Raw genomic sequence first — 17,089 nt, forward strand, 5'->3', positions numbered from 1 at the left:
GCGGTTCCAAGCCAAGCCGTGGCCGGCTGTGTCCTCTACAGTTGGGCTGCACCGCGACTGCCGTCAACGGGCAATCGCGCCGCAGCCCCGCCTCCATCGACCGGGAGGACGGACGGATCAGACCCCGGCGGTCGGCGTCTCGTCGGGCTGCTCGGCCGCGAACTGCTGGCCCATCGCGTCGGCATCGATGTCCGACTGCTCGGACCCGCCGGTGGCGGCATCCGATGCCGCGTCTTCGGCCGCATCGGCGCCCCCTTCGGCGGCGGCATCCACCTCCACCGCCTCGACACCCACTTCGGGCGCCCCGGCGACAGCGGTCGCGACGATCACCGTGGCGAACACGACATCGCGCAGGATGCGGCCGATCAGGCCGTTGTGCGACGACGACTCGTTCGTCACCAGAGTGGTGGCGATGGGAGCGTCGGGCCCGGCGTCGAAATTGAGGAAGCCCAGCCCGGTCGAGCCGTTGCTGTACATGCCATGCGTCGAATTGTCCGACAGCAGGCCATAGACCGGCCCGGAAATCCCGTCGATCACCAGCTGGCAGCTGCCGTCGACGGGGTTGTACGCGTAGATCACGCCGACGTCGGAGCCATTGTCCGCCGACCCGTCATAGCCGCCCATCAGCACGATGCCGGCCGGATAGCTGTCGTTGCCGGTCATCGGCACATAGGCCAGCGACGTCAGCGTCACGCCACCCGGCGCCGCGGCGACCGCAGCCCATTCGCCATCGAACATCGAGGCCGACACTCTCGACAGGTCGATCTGCGACGACGGCAGCCGGTAGAGCGCGGTCGACGTCGCCATGTAAAGGCCGGAGGGCGCCGCGGCGATCGCGACCGACCCGGCGAGGGTGCCGTTCAGAAAGCCGACCTGTTCCAGGGACGCATCGAAATACAGCAGTTCGCTGATCGTGCTGTTGCACAGCCCGGTTGCGATGGCGTACGGCGAATTTCCGTTGTTGCCGGCCAGCAGAACCTGGATCTGGCCGGCATCGGTGTTGTCATAGGCGTTGTTCGAGGCGATCTGGGCGAAGGACGGGACGCCCGTGCTCGTGTCGAAATCGACCGACCAGGTCGACAGGTCGCCGTTCCTGCCGACGACATAGAGCGTCTTCGTCGTCGGATAGAACACGCTGCTCGCGACCGGCGTATCCAGCGTGACGACCGTCTGCACCTGCGTGACGCAGTCGGAGGTGAGATCTCCGGGGTTCGAGGTCGGCGTGAACGAATAGAGGATCAGGTGATTGGCGCTGCTGCCCGCCAGAAAATAGAAGGGCGCGTTCTGCTCCGAGGCATCCGGGTTCACCAGGAAGGTGACCGTGGTGTTGTCGTCGCCGTTGGAATCGATTCCGGAAACGAACTGGTAGGTCAGGCTCTGGGACCCATCGTCGGTCGGCATCATCTCACCGACGGAAATGCCGTTCGCGCAGGTGGCGACGACGAAGGTGTATCCGCTGAAATCACCGGATGCCGGCGTATAGGACGCGATTTGTTGATTGTAGGGATAAGGATTGGACATGTGACAATTCCTTGGTTTCTGCAATTTATTGGTGCCTTCCCGCCGGATCGTCGGTGAACTCTCCAATTGCGGGTACGAGAATTATTCCGCTCGCAATTGAGATATGCGGAGGACTTTTTATATACTTTTTGACTCAAATTCTGTCATTTAAACACCATATGGCTGTATGCGGGGGAGCGGCCCGCCATCCACTGCCGTCTGTCCAGCCATGACCGGCGCTTATCCCAATCCCATGTTGACCTGCGGACGGCGGTTCTGCATGGTGCGCCCGTTTCGCGGCGCCTTATCGAGGCGACCGCGCAACCACCGTTGCCGACGCCGCAACCGCGCCCGACCCGCAGGAAACGCCAGATGTCCGCTGACTCCGCCCAGCCCTCCCTCCACACGATGGCCAGCGCGATCCGCGCGCTCTCCATGGACGCGGTCGAGGCCGCGAAGTCCGGCCACCCCGGCATGCCGATGGGCATGGCCGACGTCGCCACGGTCCTGTTCACGCAGTTCCTGAAGTTCGATCCGAAGAACCCGACCTGGGCCGACCGCGACCGCTTCGTGCTGTCGGCCGGCCACGGCTCGATGCTGCTCTACTCGCTGGCCTACCTGACCGGCTACGAGCGGATGACCATCGACGAGATCAAGCGCTTCCGCCAGCTGCACAGCCTGACCCCCGGCCACCCGGAAGTCGACCCCAGCCTCGGCATCGAGATGACCACCGGCCCGCTGGGCCAGGGCGTCTCCACCGCCGTCGGCATGGCGCTGGCGGAGCGGATTACCAACGCCCGCTTCGGCGACGAGCTGATCGACCATTACACCTACGTCATCGCGTCCGACGGCGACCTGATGGAGGGCGTCAGCCACGAGGCCTGCTCGCTGGCCGGCCATCTCGGGCTGAACCGGCTGATCGTGCTGTGGGACGACAACCACATCTCCATCGACGGCACGACCGACCTCAGCTTCACCGACGACACCCAGGCGCGCTTCCGCTCCTACGGCTGGAACACCATCGCCGTCGACGGCCACGACACCGACGCGGTGTCGAAGGCCATCGCCCAGGCCCGCACCTCCACCGACAAGCCGACGCTGATCGCCTGCCGCACCATCATCGGCAAGGGTGCGCCGAACAAGGCCAACAGCCACGCCTGCCACGGCTCGCCGCTGGGCGCCGACGAGGTCGCCGCGACCCGCACCGCCATCGGCTGGACCCATGAGCCCTTCGTCGTTCCCAACGAGGTGCTGTCCGCCTGGCGGGCCGCCGGCACCCGCAGCGTCGAGGCGTACAACGCCTGGAGCAGCCGCCGCGCCACCCTGAGCGCCGAGGCCGGCAAGGCCTTCGACGAGGCGTTCAGCCATGGCGTGCCGAGCGCGCTGGCCGACACCATCGTCGCCTTCAAGCAGAAGATCAGCGCCGAGAAGCCGAGCTGGGCGACCCGCGTCGCCTCCGGCAACACGCTGGAAGTGCTGGTGCCGGCGATCCCGGAGATGGTCGGCGGCTCCGCCGACCTGACCCCGTCGAACAACACCAAGGTCAAGAACACCGCCGACGTGAAGGGCAAGGGCGAGTTCGCCGGCCGCTACGTCCGCTACGGCGTGCGCGAGCACGGCATGGCGACGCTGATGAACGGCATGACGCTGCATGGCGGCATCATCCCCTACGGCGGCACCTTCATGCAGTTCGCCGACTATTGCCGTCCGGCGATCCGTCTGGCCGCGCTGATGAAGCAGCGCACCGTCTTCGTGATGACCCACGACTCGATCGGTCTCGGCGAGGACGGCCCGACCCACCAGCCGGTCGAGCATCTGGCGGCGCTGCGCGCCATCCCGAACCTGCTGGTCCTGCGCCCGGCCGACGCGGTCGAGACCGCCGAATGCTGGCAGATCGCGCTGGAGGCCACCGGCGCCCCGTCGGTGCTGGCGCTGACCCGCCAGAACGTGCCGACGCTGCGCACCGAGCACACGGCCGAGAACCTGTCGGCCCGCGGCGCCTACGTGATCGTCGAGGCCGAGGGCGAGCGCAAGGCGACCATCCTCGCCACCGGTTCGGAAGTGTCGCTGGCGGTGGAGGCCCGCAAGGCCCTGCAGGCCCAGGGCATCGGCACCGCCGTTGTGTCTATGCCGAGTTGGGAACTGTTCGAGCGCCAGGACGACGCTTACAAGGCGTCCGTGCTGGGCACCGGCGTGCGCGTCGGCGTCGAGGCGGCGATCCGTCTGGGCTGGGACCGCTGGCTGGGCGACAAGGGCGCCTTCGTCGGCATGACCGGCTTCGGCGAATCGGCCCCCTACCAGGAACTGTACAAGCACTTCGGCATCACCGCCGAAGCGGTCGTGGACGCCGTTAAGGCGCGTCTCTGAGAGAAGCCGAAGGGGCGTCCAGCCGAATTCGGGCGCCCCATATCCAACTGGAGGAAGTCATGGCTGTACGGGTAGCGATCAACGGTTTTGGCCGCATCGGCCGTCTGGTTCTGCGCGCCATCTACGAGAGCGGCCGCAAGGACGTGGAGGTCGTGGCGATCAACGACCTCGCCGATCTGAAGGCCAACGCCCACCTGCTGAAGTACGACAGCGTCCACGGCCGCTTCCCCGGCACCATCGAGACCGGCGACGGCGTGCTGATCGTCAAGCGGCTAGGTACAAAGGAGTTTATGGACGTCCCGGTATTGCATTCAGGAGCATTAGAACCAGACGACCTCACACTAGATGCGGTAATGGGCCTTGCACCAAGCTCTGGCTTGGTCGGGTGGCTGGTCGAGTAGCTCAGCCATTCGGCTTTCGCCCTCACAGATCCGGGCATGCGGATTTCCCGCACCCGGCTCTTCCTGAAGGTAACCCGCCTCATGCCGGACGTCTCGTCCACGGGCGCGTGATGCGAGGAGTTGGCAAGGGGAAGCGCGCTGTCAGAGCCTCGAACTCGTTCCACCCCATCCGTCGGCTTTTCTGGCTGCGCCGCCTCAGGCAGCAGAGCCAGATGCGGCGGACTTGCTGGCAGAATCCGCTGAGCGCCGGGTAGTTGTGCGGCCGGCCGTAATAGCCGTAGTGGCCCAGCAGCACGCTGGCGTACCAGCGGTGTTGCTCGGCCAGGGGGGCGTGCATCAACCGCCATGCCTCCTGGCGCAACGCCGTCAGCTTGCGCGTCAGGCGTTTGCTCTGCGTCTTGTGCTTCACCATGAACCGGCCATCCCGTGTCCACCCGCAGTAGTGGGTGAACCCCAAGAAGGCGAAAGTTCCCGGGTGCCGCTCGCCCCGCTGTCGTCGAGCCAGAGCCGGCAAGCGGCCAAACTCGATCAGACGCGTCTTGTCCTCATGCAGCGCCAAGCCGAAGCCGGCCAGACGCTCCTTCAGAGCAGACAGCATCTCCCGTGCATCGGCCTCTTTCTCGAAGCCCATCACGAAGTCGTCGGCATAGCGTACGATCACAACGCGACCGCGGGCGTGGCGACGACGCCATTGATGAACCCAGAGATCAAGGATGTAGTGCAGGAAGACGTTGGCAAGCAGAGGCGAAATTCCCGCCCCCTGTGGCGTACCCTGGTCCGTCTCGTACCACACGTCGCTCTCAAGGACGCCGGCCCGAAGCCACAGCTCGATGAGCCGCAGGATACGGGGATCGGCGATCCTATGCGCCAGCATCCGCAGCAACCACTCGTGGTCAACCGAGTCGAAGAAGCTGCGGATGTCGGCATCGAGCACCCACGTCACGCGCTGGGTCATGATGGCCGTATGAAGGGCATCAAGCGCCATGTGCGGGTTGCGCCCCGGCCGGAAGCCGTAGGAGAACCCAAGGAAGTCTGCCTCGTAGATGGCACTCAGCACCTCAGCCACCGCGCCCTGGACGATCTTGTCCTCCAGGGTTGGCACGCCGAGAGGCCGCTGCCCCCCATCGGCTTTGGGGATGAAGACCCGCCGGACCGGCTGTGGCCGGTAGCGACCGGTGTGGATGCGCGAGCACAGGTCCTGGAGATTGGCTTCCAGGTCCTGCGCATACACTGCCACAGTCATCCCATCAACTCCTGCACTGGCCTGCCGCCTCTGTCGCCGGAACGCCCTCTCCAGGGCGGCTCGGTCGACATGATGCAGCAGAGCGGTGAAGCGGGTCTGGACGGCTCGTCGAGCCGCGGCGTTCACCCGGGCAAGGTTGGGCGGCAAGGCACTCCGGCTCTGTGTCCGGACCCCAGCCCCCTTGCGCGGGCTCCCTTCAGGCTGGCCCCTTCCCTCGGCGCGCCTCGTTTCCTTCGACGGCGTCATCGGTACTATGAACCAGTCCGACTCCCGACCTCAGCTCGGGCGCCCACTCCGGCAGTGCCTTGCGTGCGCCCCCCGCCGGAGACCAATCCGGCGGACCCGGTCGGGCCTCTCATGTTCCAACGCTTGCCTTCCATGCATGGCCCGGCCTTCGACCCCGGCGGAGCGTCACCGTCTCGCATAACGACGATGCACATACTGCCTTCGCTGGTAGGGAAACAGCTCGGCCTCCGCGACCTTCCACCTTTCGAGGCTCTATCCCGCACCCTGCATGGCTCCTGTCTACACTTCAGACCCCGCGTTGCCGCGACGCCCGCAAGACTCGGTCCCGGCCTGCCTGCTACGGCTTTAGCCGGATTGGACTTTCACCAACAAGCAAACGTCAGCTTGGCATGACGTACTCCCCACAGTGATGGTGTGAGAAACGGGGTCCGAGCGGATCGGCCCCAAGCATCAAGGGGGACAGCCATGGATCACTTTGCCGGAATCGACGTCTCGTTGGAACAGAGCAGCGTGTGCGTGGTGGATGCGACGGGCAAGATTGTGCGGGAGGCCAAGGTGGCAAGCGAGCCCGCCGCCCTGGTGCGCTTCTTCGGCGAGCTTGGCTTTCCGGTGGTCCGCATTGGGTTGGAGGCTGGACCCTTGTCGCAGTGGCTGCACGCCGGGCTGAGCGCGGCGGGCTTGGCGACGGTGCTGCTGGAGACCCGCCACGTCAAGGCGGCGCTGTCGGCGATGGTGGTGAAGACCGACCGCAAGGACGCCCGCGGCATCGCCCAGTTGCTGCGCATGGGCTGGTTCCGGTCGGTGCACCGCAAGTCGGCCGATGCCCAGGAGGTGCGCGCCCTGCTGGTTGGCCGTAAGCTTCTGCAGAGCAAGCTGCGCGATGTGGAGTTCAGCATCCGCGGCATCTTGCGCGGCTTCGGGCTGAAGGTCGGTGAGGTCAGCAAAGGGCGCTTTGCGGCGCGGGTGGAGGAACTGATCGAGGGGCATGCGATGTTGGAGGAGGTCGTCGGTGCCATGCTGACGGCACGCGCAGGCCTGCACAGCGAGTTCATGCGCCTGCATCGCAAGATGCTGGCGATCGTGCGCACCGATGAGGTCTGTCGGCGGTTGATGACGGTTCCTGGGGTGGGGCCGCTGGTGGCGGTGACCTTCAGGGCGACAGTCGATGATCCAGCCCGCTTCACCTCGTCCAAGGCGGTGGGCGCGCACTTCGGGCTGACGCCCAAAAAGTACCAGTCGGGCGAGACCGACGTGACCGGCGGGGTGAGCAAGGTGGGGGACGTGATGGTGCGCACTGCCCTCTACGAGGCCGCCAACGTGCTGCTGAGCCGGACCACCCGGTTCTCCACGCTCAAGCGCTGGGCGCTGGACGTGGCCAAGCGGCGTGGCGTGAAGCGGGCCAAGGTCGCTCTGGCGCGGAAGCTGGCCACTGTCCTGCACCGCATGTGGGTGGATGGCAGCGAGTTCCGCTGGGGCAAGGAGGCGCTGGTAACCGCGTAAGAAGATAGGACAACGGTTTGGAGCAGAGCCGGAAGGTGTTGCTCCGGTGAGGTCCCGTCGCCGGGACGCGGAAACCAGTGAGGACGGGAGTAGTGCTGTGGAAGCTCCTGCGGGAGTGAACCACGCGCCTTAGATTGTCCCGCTGGCTTCCTTTCTCTGACGGCATGATGTGGCAGCCACCGTGCTGACCACGGACGGAAGCATGAAGCCGGCGACGTGACAATCACTGCGAGGGACTTGACGTCTGACGGCCCATTACGGAAGCATTACAGTTGCGATGGAATGTCCTCTCGCCTGTTGAACAGGCTTTGGGAGGTCGCCATGTCCGGTGTTGCGGTCGAGGACCTGCTGGGGCTGTGGTCAGAGGAACTGCGTGGAGCCAAAGCCCGGCTCCGGCCGCTGTTCTTGCAGTCCGGCACGGCGGCATCAGCGGGCGCGTTCCTGGACGGGCTGCTCGGGCCGGAGCGGCGCAAGACGGGGTGGATGCGCGCCGAGGCCGCAGGTGATACGGGTCCCTGGCGTCAGCAGGCGGTGCTCGGCCGGACCTCCTGGGATGCCGACGCGCTGCGCGACGTGGTCCGCGACTACGCGCTTGATGCCTTGGCCGAGCCCGACGCCACGCTGGTGATCGACGAAACCGGCTTCCTCAAGCAGGGTAGAGCCTCCTGCGGCGTCGGGCGCCAGTACACCGGCTCGGCGGGAAAGATCACCAACTGCCAGATCGGCGTCTTCGCCGTCTACACCTCGTCCAAGGGCCACGCCTTCATCGACCGGCGGCTCTACCTGCCCAAGGACTGGACGGGCACCCCAGACCGCCTCGTCAAAGCCCACGTGCCCGAGGATGTGCGCTTCGCCACCAAGCCGGCCATAGCTGCCGCGATGGTGCGTCGGGCGATTGACGCGGGGGTGCCTTTCGCTTGGGTGGCAGCCGACAGCGTCTATGGCGTCGGTGAGTTGGAGATGGTGTTGCGCCGTGCCGGCAAAGGCTACGTGCTCGGCGTGACCGGCAGTCACCATTTCAATTCCTGGAGCCCGACTTTGTCGGTGTCTGGCACTGCCGAGAAGATCGCCAGGGACCTGCCGGCGGAGAGCTGGATTCGCTTGTCGGCGGGCGATGGCACCAAGGGGCCGCGGCTCTATGACTGGGCCTACCTGGAACTGGCCGATTTCGATCCTGAGATGGTTGGAGCGACGCCCGGTCTGGGTCTCTGGACGCGCGGGCTGCTGGTGCGGCGACGCCCCGTTGATGGGGAACTGGCCTTCTTCACAACCTGGTGCCGGCACGGTACGCCGGTGGACACATTGGTCCGCGTCGAGGGACAACGTTGGTCGATCGAGGACGCCTTCGAGACGGCGAAGACCGAGCTGGGACTGGATCACAACGAGACGCGGAGTTGGCACGGCTGGCACCGACACGTCTCGCTGGTCATGCTCGCCTTCGCCCTGCTGGCCGTGGTCCGGCACAAGGCCGATACCCTTGCCACGCCCCCAAAAACGATGAGGAAAGTTCCTCACCTATGGTCCGTTGGTCGATGCAGGAGATCCGTCGTGTTGCCGACCGCCTAACCCGGCGGTCGATCGAGCCCGCAACCGTCATCGCATGGTCGGCGTGGAGGCGATGCCATCAAGCGCTCGCCTGCCAAGCCCACCGTACAAAAGCGCAACTGTAATGTTAGGGTGCCGACCGCTCCGCTATTTCGCGGCCAGCAGGGTGAACTTGTGAATCTGCGGCGGTTCAGAAAACAGTTCTTCTGCCTTGTCCATCAGTGCGGCGGCAACCTTGCCGTCAAGATGGGCCTGCCGATCCTCCTCTGTGTCGAACGTATCGAAGATCGCGTACGCACCGGGACCTTCCTCGATCGCATACCAGGTCAGAGTGCCCGCCTCAGCTTGAACGAGCGGCAATGCCGAGGTCAGGAAATTGGCGACATCGCGCTCTTTTCCGGGCTTGGCCTTCAGTGGTACATACAGGGCAAGTTTGGGCATAAATGACTCCTCAAGTGAAACGGACAGATATTATTCGGCAAAGTAACGGACGAGCGGGCCGGTACGTTCCCCATGAGGCGGAGCACACGCGGCCCCGCCTCCTCGTCGAAATCAGAACTGCTGTGCGGTCGGCCGGATGACGATCGCGTTGACGTTGACGTCATCAGGTTGTTCGACAGCGAACGCGACAGCACGCGCCACGGAACGTGTCAACGCGAATGACGTTGTTGCATCGAGGCGGTGGAACGTCTGACGGCGTGGCCGACGCTGTTGATTACGCGATGCGGATGGCGTCCGGGCGTCCGAGGTCGAGCATGCGGTTCAGGACCAGGACGGCGACGCCGATCTCGGTCTGCTGCCGATCGTCGGTATGGAAACGCAGACCATCCCCGATCACGTGTTTGTAGCGGCTGAAGAGGGCCTCCACGAGCGCGCGTAAGTTGTAGCCGGATGTTGCCTGCCACGCCCTGCGACCACCGTCAGCGATGGCCTGCAGATGCCGGTCCCGCGGTGTCGGATCGCTCTGCGCGGTATCGCTCGGCACCGCGGTGGAGCGCGGCGGCACGACCACGGCCGCCCCTGGGTGCCGCTCGTTCACGGCCTCGTAGACGCCGCTCTGGTCGTAAGCGCCGTCGGCGATGACGGCCTCGAGTGGCTCAGCGATCTGGTTCAGCAGTGGTCCGACTTGCGAGGCGTCATCCACGTCATGGTCGGTCAGTGTCGCGGCGACGATGCGCCCGGTGGCGGCGTCCAGGCCGATGTGCAGCTTGCGCCACGCGCGGCGCCGGCGCATGCCGTGCTTCTCGACCAGCCAGTCACCGGGCCCGCACAGTTTCACGCCGGTGCTGTCGACCAACAGACGCACCGGTTTGTTGGCTGTTGCCAGTGGGGTCGGGACGGTGACGGTCTTGGCCCGGCGGCTGAGCGTGGAATGATCCGGCACCGCCAGATCGAGCCCGAGCAACTGGACGAGGGAGGCGACCAGCCCCTCCGTTTGCCGCAGGGCCAAGCGGTACACCGCGCGCAGCGTCAATGCTGTGAGGATCGCCAAGTCGGAGTAGGTGCGCTGCCCGCCTGGTGTGGATCGGGTCTCGGCCCGCCAGCGCTCCACGGCCTCGTCGCTGAACCACACGGTCAGGCTGCCACGCGCCCGCAACGCGGCATCATACTCCTGCCAGTTGCGAACCCTGTATCGCTGCTTGGGGATGTGATGACGGCGCACGGCGTTGGCTTTGAACGGCATCGGCTGGATCAGAACAGGGAAAGGTCAACGACGCCTCCCCTACGATGCCATCCCGCCAGCCGCAATCCCCGCCTCGCTGCAACAACGTCACTGGGTGCGGCACCTGCCGGAGAAGGGCTATCGCGAGATGTGCGCCTGGGATCGGTTCTGTGCTTTCGCGCGGGAGCCGGAACGGCGCAAGGTCGGCATCGACACCCGTATCACCGTGGATGGCGTGGCCTACGAGGTCGATCCGGACCTGGCCGGCGAGGACGTGGTGCTCTGGTGGGGGCTGTTCGACCAGGAACTCCACGTCGAGCATGGTGACCGGCGGTATGGTCCCTACGGTCCGGTCGGCGGTCCCATCCCGTTGCACAAGTATCGCAAGCATCAGAAGACCAGGTCCGAAGAGCGCGCCGACCGGGTGGCCGAACTGGCGGAGCGCATCGGCCTGCCGCGCGCGGCCCTGGACGGCGGCACCTCCCCCCTGCCGCCGCCCGTTACGGCACCGGCCGCCAAGGTGGCGTTCGCCGACCCGGACCCCTACCGCACTCTGGCCTTTTCCGACATCATCGCGGCCAAGCGCGCGGTCGCTGGCGAGATCGGCTTGGCCTTGGCGAAGCTGCCGGCCGAGGACCGGGCCTGGATCGACGCGCTGGTGCGGGAGACCCTGGCCAAGGACGAGGTGCTGACGAGGGTGCGGGCGTACTTCAGGCAGCGGACGGGAGGGGGCGGGCCATGCTGACGGAGGTCATGGAGCATTTCAGGCTGGAGCGGGACCTGCTGATGGCCGGGTATTACGAAACCGATCATCACCGCCAGCTCATCAAGGATGTGAAGGCATCCATCCTGGCCGGCCGCCTGGTGGCGGTCGCCGGCGTCGTCGGCAGCGGCAAGACGGTGTTGCTTCGCCGCATTCAGGACGAGCTGACCCGCGAGGGGCGCGTCACCGTGTCAAAGAGCCTGTCGGTAGACAAGGACCGCACCACCATCCCGACCCTCATCACCGCGCTGTTCCACGACCTCTCCCCGGACAAGGATCCGAAGATCCCGACCCTGGGCGAGAAGCGGGAGCGCGAGTTGCAACAGCTTGTGCGTCGCGGCCGCAAGCCCGTGGCCTTGTTCGTGGACGAGGCGCACGACCTGCACGGCAAGACGCTGATCGGCCTGAAGCGGTTGATGGAGGTCGTGGCTGATGGCGGCGGCATGCTCTCCGTCGTGCTGGTGGGCCATCCCAAACTCCGGAACGACCTCCGGCGTCCGACCATGGAAGAGATCGGCTACCGGTCGGTGGTGTTCGAGTTCGACGGCATGGCGGGGAACCAGCTCGCCTACATCCGCTGGCTCCTCGCACGCTGTGCCGGCGAGGGCATCGACATCGGCGAGCTGATCGAGACGGCGGCTGTGGAGCTGTTGGCCAGCCGCCTGAAGACCCCCCTCCAGATCGAGCAGCACCTGACCCTCGCGTTCGAGGAGGCGTTCCGGATCGGAGACCGGCCGGTCACCGTGCAGGTGGTAGAGAGCATCCTGTCGCGTCAGCTCGACGACCTTGAACCGCGCCTGACCCGTCACGGCTACAGCGTGCGCTCCCTGGCCGACCAGTTCAGCGTCAAGCCGGCGGAGATCCGACAGTTCCTGCGCGGTGAACTGGGGGGCGCCAGAGCGCAGGAACTGACGCAACAAATGCAAGCAGCCGGGCTACCGCTCTAACCGGGCCATCGTCTCACGCAATATGAGCAGGGCCGGATGATTGCGAGCATGTCGCACCGACTGTGAGCAACGTCGCAGTTAATCTGAGCACAAACCCTGTCCCGTTCTCACCGATTTCGAGCAGGATTCGGCGATGAAAGCGAGCACGGCCGCCGATGATCTCAAGCACCTACAGGTACCTCTTCTACGATGCCGCCCCGCCACCCGCAATCTCCGCCTGGTCGCGGCTGCTTCTGATTGTGCCGTTCAGGCTTGGGCGGGAACTCCGGCGCGCTTTCACCCGGTGCACCCGCCCGCTCCCATGTTTGTCGAAAGCGTCTTCAGGCCGGGAAGGCGCTGGTGTAGACCTTGCGGCAGTTGCCCTCAAAGATCTTGTAGCGATCATCGGCATTCAGCCAGTCGATGCTTTCAATCACCGGCTTCAGATCGTCGAAGTCGAGGCCGGTGCTGGGATCCTGGACGGTGCCGGTGCCCGGGCGCTCGGTGCCGAACATGACATTGTCGGTACCGATGACGCTGAACAGGAAGTTCAGCGCCTCCTTCGAATAGTTGCAGGTATCGTAATACAGCTTTCGCATCTTCTCGTCGAAGGTCATCGTCTCCTTGCGGCGGAAGTTCCAGGCGCGGAAACGGCCCATGTGATAGGGGATGGCGCCGCCGCCGTGGGAGATGACGATCTTCAGCGTCGGGAAATCCTCCAGCACCTGGGAGTCCAGCAGCGAGATGATCGCGATGCTCTCCTCGTTGATGAATTTCAGCGTATAGGATTCACGTGGCTGGCAGCAGCTCGCCGAATGGACCAGCGCCGGCACGTCCAGCTCGACCAGCTTCTCGTACAGCGGGTACCAGAAGCGGTCGCCCAATCCCGGAGGCGGCGCGCCGTCGCCCTCGGTCGGGTCGGGGTTCAGCAGGCAGCCAACGAAGCCCAGATCGCGGACGCAGCGCTCCAACTCCTCCAGGCAGTTCTCCGGGCTGCTGTCGCGATATTGCGGCAGGCCGGCGACGGCGCGGAAGCGGTCGGGGAACATCTTGCACTGGACGTCGATCATGTCGTTGACGGCGCTGGTCCAATCCCGCGTCACCGCCGCCGGCTTGATCGAATGCAACTGCGCGAAAGGGCGGGGGGAGAGGAATTGGATGTCAGTGCCGACCTTGTCCATCATCGAGACCAGCTTCTCCGCCGTCTCGCGCAGAAGATCATGGTCGGGATTGAAACGGAAGTTCGGGTTCGTCCGGCTCGACACGATGTCGGCCATGTAACGGTACGCGACGTCGGGCATCACGATGTGGGCGTGGCTGTCGATGATCATGGTGTCAGGTCTCCTGTCTAGCGTCGGGCACGACGGCGACTATTTCGAGTTGGACCAGCATGCCGCCGGGAAGGTCGAGCACGATGGCGTGACGGGCCGGACGGCTGTGCTCGTCCGGGAAATATTCGGCCCACTGGGTGTTGACGTGGGCGCGCATGGAATTGTCCTTGATGAAGACGGTGATGCGGCCGATGTCGTCCAGCGTGCCGCCGCCGGCCTCGACCAGCGCCTTCATGTTCTGGAAGGCGTAGCGGGCCTGGAGCGCCGGATCATCGGGCAGGTCGCCGTTGGTCGGGTTCTGGCCCATGATGCCGGACGAGAAGATCATGTTGCCGACGCGGGCCCCCATCGGAATCGGCGCGCTGTGCTTGGCGTTGGGAAGCTCCAGCGATTGCCGGCGCTTGGTCATGGCGGGTGTCCTCCCTTTCAGGCTTCGGTTCCGGTGTCAGGCGCGGCGGGTTTGCAGGGTGTGGTAGCCGACCGAAGCCCGAGCCTCGCGCAGCGAAGCACCGTCGAGAATGGCGGCGCGGATCCGCTCCTCGGCGTCATGGACCTCGTGGGCGATGGCCAGAACCTCGTCGATGCGCGACGCTGGCACCGAGACGAGGCCGTCGCCGTCGCCCTTCAGCCAGTCGCCCGGCTCGACCCGGATGCCGCCGATGGAGACCGGCACGGCGGTCTGTTCGACCCGCACCCGGTCCTTGCCGGTGCGCATCCAGTTGCCCCGGCTGTAGAGCGGGTAGTTCAGTTCGATGCTGCGGTCCATGTCGCGGCAGATGCCGTCGATGACGGTACCCGCGATGCCGCGCCGCGACGCGGTGGAGGTCAGCAGATCGCCCCACACGGTGGCGTCGAGGCGCCCGGCGTTGTCGAGCACCACCACGTCGGCGGGGCCGAGATCGTCGATGTAGTCGCCGACCGTACCGCGATCCTGCCCGACCGGCCCGTAACGCAGTGTCCAGGCGCGTCCGGCAAGGCGGAAATTCCGGTCCAGCGGCATGATGCCGAAACATTGGCCGGGAATGCCCAGCCGGTCCAGCGCGTCGCTGATGTCGGTGCAGCTCAACCCCGTGATGGCGTCGAGGCGGCTCTTGTCGTCGCTCATACCGTTTCCCTGCCTTCGTTGACGCTGACCCCGGTGTGTTCGGTCAGCATGGTTTCGTAGTTGGCGCCCATCGCCTCGGCCATCGACCGGCCGCCCCGCACCGCGTCGGCGATCAGCCGCTCGCGCCGCGCGATGGTCTCGGCGGTGGCGACGACCTCGGCGGCGTCGGCCCGGGCGATGAACAGGACGCCGCTGGCGTCGGCGATGACGAGGTCGCCGGGGGCGACCGGCACGCCGCACAGCGTCACCGGCTCGTTCCAGGCAACCTCGCGAATGCGGCCGCGCGCGGTGGTGGGGACGGCGTTGCGGCCCCATAGCGGCAGGCCGTACTGCCGCGTCTCGTCCAGGTCGCGGCAGGCGCCGTCGATCACCACGCCTTCCGCCCCGCGCGTCACCGCGCCCAGCGACAGGATGCCGCCCCAGCCGGCGACGTCGGTGCGCGCGCCGTGGGCGATGACGATGACCTTGCCGGGACCGCTGGCGTCGACCGCCGCCGTGCAGAGATGGCGTGGGCTGGCGGTGCCGTCGACGAGGCCGAGCTGGACGGTGATCGCCTCGCCGACGACCAGCCGGGATCCGCTGAGCGGTGTCAGCCCGGCGGCTAGGCCGCTCTTGCCCAGCCGGTCCAGCGCGTCGGACACGGCGCAGGTGTCGAGCCTGGACAGGCGTTCAACCAGGGTTGCGGTCATGACGCGGCTCCCGGCTGCCGGGGCAGCTTGTAGATGTCGATGGTTGTCTCGCCACGGGCAAGACGGGCGAAGATGTCCTGTTCGGCGCGGTCGCGGTCGCGGGCGGAGCGGACGGCGGCTCCGGCCCCGGCGGCGGGGACGACGCACACGCCGTCGGCGTCTCCCATCACCAGATCGCCGGCGCGCACGGTGACGCCGCCGATGGTCGCCGGCTCGCCCAGGGCGCCGTCGCCCTGCGGGTCCTTGACCGTGCCGCGGATGCAGACGGTCGCCGCGAAGACCGGGAAGCCGGCCTCGATCAGCGCGGCGGCGTCGCGCACCCCGCCCTCGATCACCAGCCCGCCGAGTTGGCGTTGCTGCGCAGCGCGGGTCATGACCTCGCCCCAATAGCCGAATTCGGTGGCGCCGCCGGTCGCGACGACCAGCACATCGCCGGCCGCCGCCGCACAGATCGCGCGGTGGAGCCACAGATTGTCGCCGCCGGGCGAGCGCACCGGATAGGCGCGGCCCACCACCCGCATGGCGGGCGACAGCGGCTTGATCGCGGAGGGCAGGGCGCCGATCCGGCCGGCGGCCTCGTGCAGGCTGGCGGTGCCGGTCGCCGCCGCCTCGCCCAGAAGGCCGGGGGTCAGCATCGTCCCGCCCCTCACGACCAGGTGGCGAAGGTCATGCCGCAGCCGGTCCCGGCGCTGGAGCGGTAGCCGGGAACATAGTCCACCAGCTCCATCCGCTTATCCTCCAGCGCGCCGGCCGCGACGACCCAATTCAGGATTTCCGACGACCCGGATTGAAGCTTGTCCATCGGCAGGCCGCGCAGGGTGTCGGCGTCCTTGTCGGCCATCGCCTTGATGACGGCGCGGTCGAGATCCTCGTCGATCACGAAATGACTGAGACCGCCCGACGCGACGACGGCGACCCGCCGGTCGTCGGGCCAGCTTTCCACCGCCGCGCGGATCGCCTGTCCCAACGCGTAGCAGCGCTTGGGCGTCGGCTGGTTCGGCGGGAAATAGGTGTTGATCAGCACCGGGACCATCGGGATCGGGGCCATGTCGGTCATCAGCCGGCGCTTCACGAAGGTCCAGGCGTGGCCGAGCGAGCGGCCTTCCGGCTGGCGGGTGAACTGCGCGACGTCGAATTCGGCGTCGATCAGGTGACGCACCATCCAGCGGGCCAGCGCCGGTTCGCAGGCGTAGCGGTCGGGTTCGTCGGCGTGGACCGCCCAGCGGCCGGCGCGGTGCGACGGCGCGAGGTTCTCGGGCGAGCCCGGCAGATCCCAGATCTCCGGCCCCATGAAGACCGAGAAGGCGGGCAGGCAATCGTCGAGGAACAGCTCGTGCTGGTCATCGCCGACCACCACCAGCACGTCGGGCGCCGCGTCCTTCAGGGCGCGGCCCAGCGTGGCGATGGCCGACTGCGTCGCCTCGTACTTGCGGGTCCACACCTCGTCGGTCAACTGCTCGGGCATCCAGGCGGGGGCGTCGGCCTCCAGCCTTTCATAGGGGGTGCGCTTGCGGTCGAGCTTGGCGTGCTCGGCCCACCATTCGGGTTTGACGCTGCACTGCGTGCTGTGCGCGGTGCCCAGCCCCAGAACGATCTTGGCCATGGAGTGTCTCCAGTCTTTTCAAAAGGGGGTCAGGACACCGGGCTGTCCGCCAGTTCGGAAACCTGAAGGGACGCCGGCCCCTCATCGGGTCGGGCGAGGTCGCGCCAGTCGGTGGATTTGGGCACGATGCCCTCGAAGGCGCGGATGCTTGTGCGCGGCACGGCGTCGGCGGAGCCGATGGGGGGATCGCCGTCGCGGAAGGCGCGG

At 66.6% G+C, this 17,089-nt stretch carries 15 protein-coding genes and 2 pseudogenes; 6 read left to right on the plus strand and 11 right to left on the minus strand.

Features of this window, described 5'->3' with window-relative positions; translation table 11 throughout:
- Positions 1 to 117: 117 nt before the first annotated feature.
- The gene (locus CRT60_RS30820) at positions 118 to 1,521 is read right to left on the minus strand and encodes a hypothetical protein (protein WP_098740244.1); all 1,404 of its coding nucleotides are present in this window, start codon (positions 1,519 to 1,521) and stop codon (positions 118 to 120) included.
- A gap of 351 nt (positions 1,522 to 1,872) precedes the next feature.
- Here CRT60_RS30820 and tkt point away from each other — a divergent pair, with 351 nt between their 5' ends.
- Both tkt and CRT60_RS30830 read left to right on the plus strand, forming a co-directional pair.
- The gene (gene tkt / locus CRT60_RS30825) at positions 1,873 to 3,867 is read left to right on the plus strand and encodes a transketolase (RefSeq protein ID WP_098740245.1); all 1,995 of its coding nucleotides are present in this window, start codon (positions 1,873 to 1,875) and stop codon (positions 3,865 to 3,867) included.
- 59 nt (positions 3,868 to 3,926) lie between these two features.
- Positions 3,927 to 4,133, plus strand: a pseudogene (locus tag CRT60_RS30830) (glyceraldehyde 3-phosphate dehydrogenase NAD-binding domain-containing protein); the annotation flags it as partial.
- A gap of 214 nt (positions 4,134 to 4,347) precedes the next feature.
- On the opposite strand, the gene ltrA reads toward CRT60_RS30830, so the two are convergent.
- Positions 4,348 to 5,757, minus strand: coding sequence for a group II intron reverse transcriptase/maturase (gene ltrA / locus CRT60_RS30835; RefSeq protein ID WP_098740246.1), 1,410 nt, complete (start codon positions 5,755 to 5,757; stop codon positions 4,348 to 4,350).
- Positions 5,758 to 6,222: 465 nt separating this feature from the next.
- On the opposite strand from ltrA, the gene CRT60_RS30840 reads away from it, so the two are divergent.
- Positions 6,223 to 7,257, plus strand: coding sequence for an IS110 family RNA-guided transposase (locus CRT60_RS30840; protein WP_098740247.1), 1,035 nt, complete (start codon positions 6,223 to 6,225; stop codon positions 7,255 to 7,257).
- A 321-nt stretch (positions 7,258 to 7,578) separates the two neighbouring features.
- Positions 7,579 to 8,823, plus strand: coding sequence for an IS701 family transposase (locus tag CRT60_RS30845; protein WP_098741112.1), 1,245 nt, complete (start codon positions 7,579 to 7,581; stop codon positions 8,821 to 8,823).
- A gap of 126 nt (positions 8,824 to 8,949) precedes the next feature.
- On the opposite strand, the gene CRT60_RS30850 is transcribed toward CRT60_RS30845, so the two are convergent.
- Positions 8,950 to 9,243, minus strand: a complete 294-nt coding sequence (locus CRT60_RS30850; RefSeq protein ID WP_037093999.1) for a putative quinol monooxygenase — start codon at positions 9,241 to 9,243, stop codon at positions 8,950 to 8,952.
- Positions 9,244 to 9,517: 274 nt separating this feature from the next.
- Entirely contained in the window at positions 9,518 to 10,486 is a 969-nt protein-coding gene (locus tag CRT60_RS30855) for an IS5 family transposase (protein ID WP_098740248.1), read from the minus strand.
- A 91-nt stretch (positions 10,487 to 10,577) separates the two neighbouring features.
- On the opposite strand from CRT60_RS30855, the pseudogene CRT60_RS30860 reads away from it, so the two are divergent.
- Positions 10,578 to 11,210, plus strand: a pseudogene (locus CRT60_RS30860) (IS481 family transposase); the annotation flags it as partial.
- Positions 11,204 to 12,175, plus strand: a complete 972-nt coding sequence (locus CRT60_RS30865; protein ID WP_098740249.1) for an ExeA family protein — start codon at positions 11,204 to 11,206, stop codon at positions 12,173 to 12,175. The pseudogene CRT60_RS30860 and the gene CRT60_RS30865, both read left to right, overlap by 7 nt.
- Before the next feature lie 320 nt (positions 12,176 to 12,495).
- On the opposite strand, the gene CRT60_RS30870 is transcribed toward CRT60_RS30865, so the two are convergent.
- The 7 genes from CRT60_RS30870 to CRT60_RS37835 all read right to left on the minus strand — a co-directional run.
- Positions 12,496 to 13,485 carry an amidohydrolase family protein gene (locus CRT60_RS30870; protein ID WP_098740250.1) on the minus strand — a complete coding sequence of 330 codons (990 nt, stop codon included), beginning with the start codon at positions 13,483 to 13,485 and terminating at the stop codon, positions 12,496 to 12,498.
- A 4-nt stretch (positions 13,486 to 13,489) separates the two neighbouring features.
- Entirely contained in the window at positions 13,490 to 13,894 is a 405-nt protein-coding gene (locus CRT60_RS30875) for a RidA family protein (RefSeq protein WP_098740251.1), read from the minus strand.
- A 36-nt stretch (positions 13,895 to 13,930) separates the two neighbouring features.
- Positions 13,931 to 14,590, minus strand: coding sequence for an RraA family protein (locus CRT60_RS30880; RefSeq protein ID WP_098740252.1), 660 nt, complete (start codon positions 14,588 to 14,590; stop codon positions 13,931 to 13,933).
- On the minus strand, positions 14,587 to 15,279 hold the full coding sequence (locus tag CRT60_RS30885) for an RraA family protein (RefSeq protein ID WP_098740253.1): 693 nt from the start codon (positions 15,277 to 15,279) through the stop codon (positions 14,587 to 14,589). The genes CRT60_RS30880 and CRT60_RS30885 overlap by 4 nt, the downstream gene beginning before the upstream one ends.
- Positions 15,276 to 15,914, minus strand: coding sequence for an RraA family protein (locus CRT60_RS30890; protein ID WP_098740254.1), 639 nt, complete (start codon positions 15,912 to 15,914; stop codon positions 15,276 to 15,278). Before CRT60_RS30890 ends, CRT60_RS30885 begins: the two co-directional genes overlap by 4 nt.
- 11 nt (positions 15,915 to 15,925) lie before the next feature.
- Positions 15,926 to 16,882, minus strand: a complete 957-nt coding sequence (locus tag CRT60_RS30895; RefSeq protein ID WP_098740255.1) for a DODA-type extradiol aromatic ring-opening family dioxygenase — start codon at positions 16,880 to 16,882, stop codon at positions 15,926 to 15,928.
- A gap of 29 nt (positions 16,883 to 16,911) precedes the next feature.
- A partial coding sequence (locus CRT60_RS37835) for a hypothetical protein (RefSeq protein ID WP_425290428.1) occupies positions 16,912 to 17,089 on the minus strand: 178 nt, incomplete at its 5' end.

This window comes from Azospirillum palustre (assembly GCF_002573965.1).
Taxonomy (GTDB): domain Bacteria; phylum Pseudomonadota; class Alphaproteobacteria; order Azospirillales; family Azospirillaceae; genus Azospirillum; species Azospirillum palustre.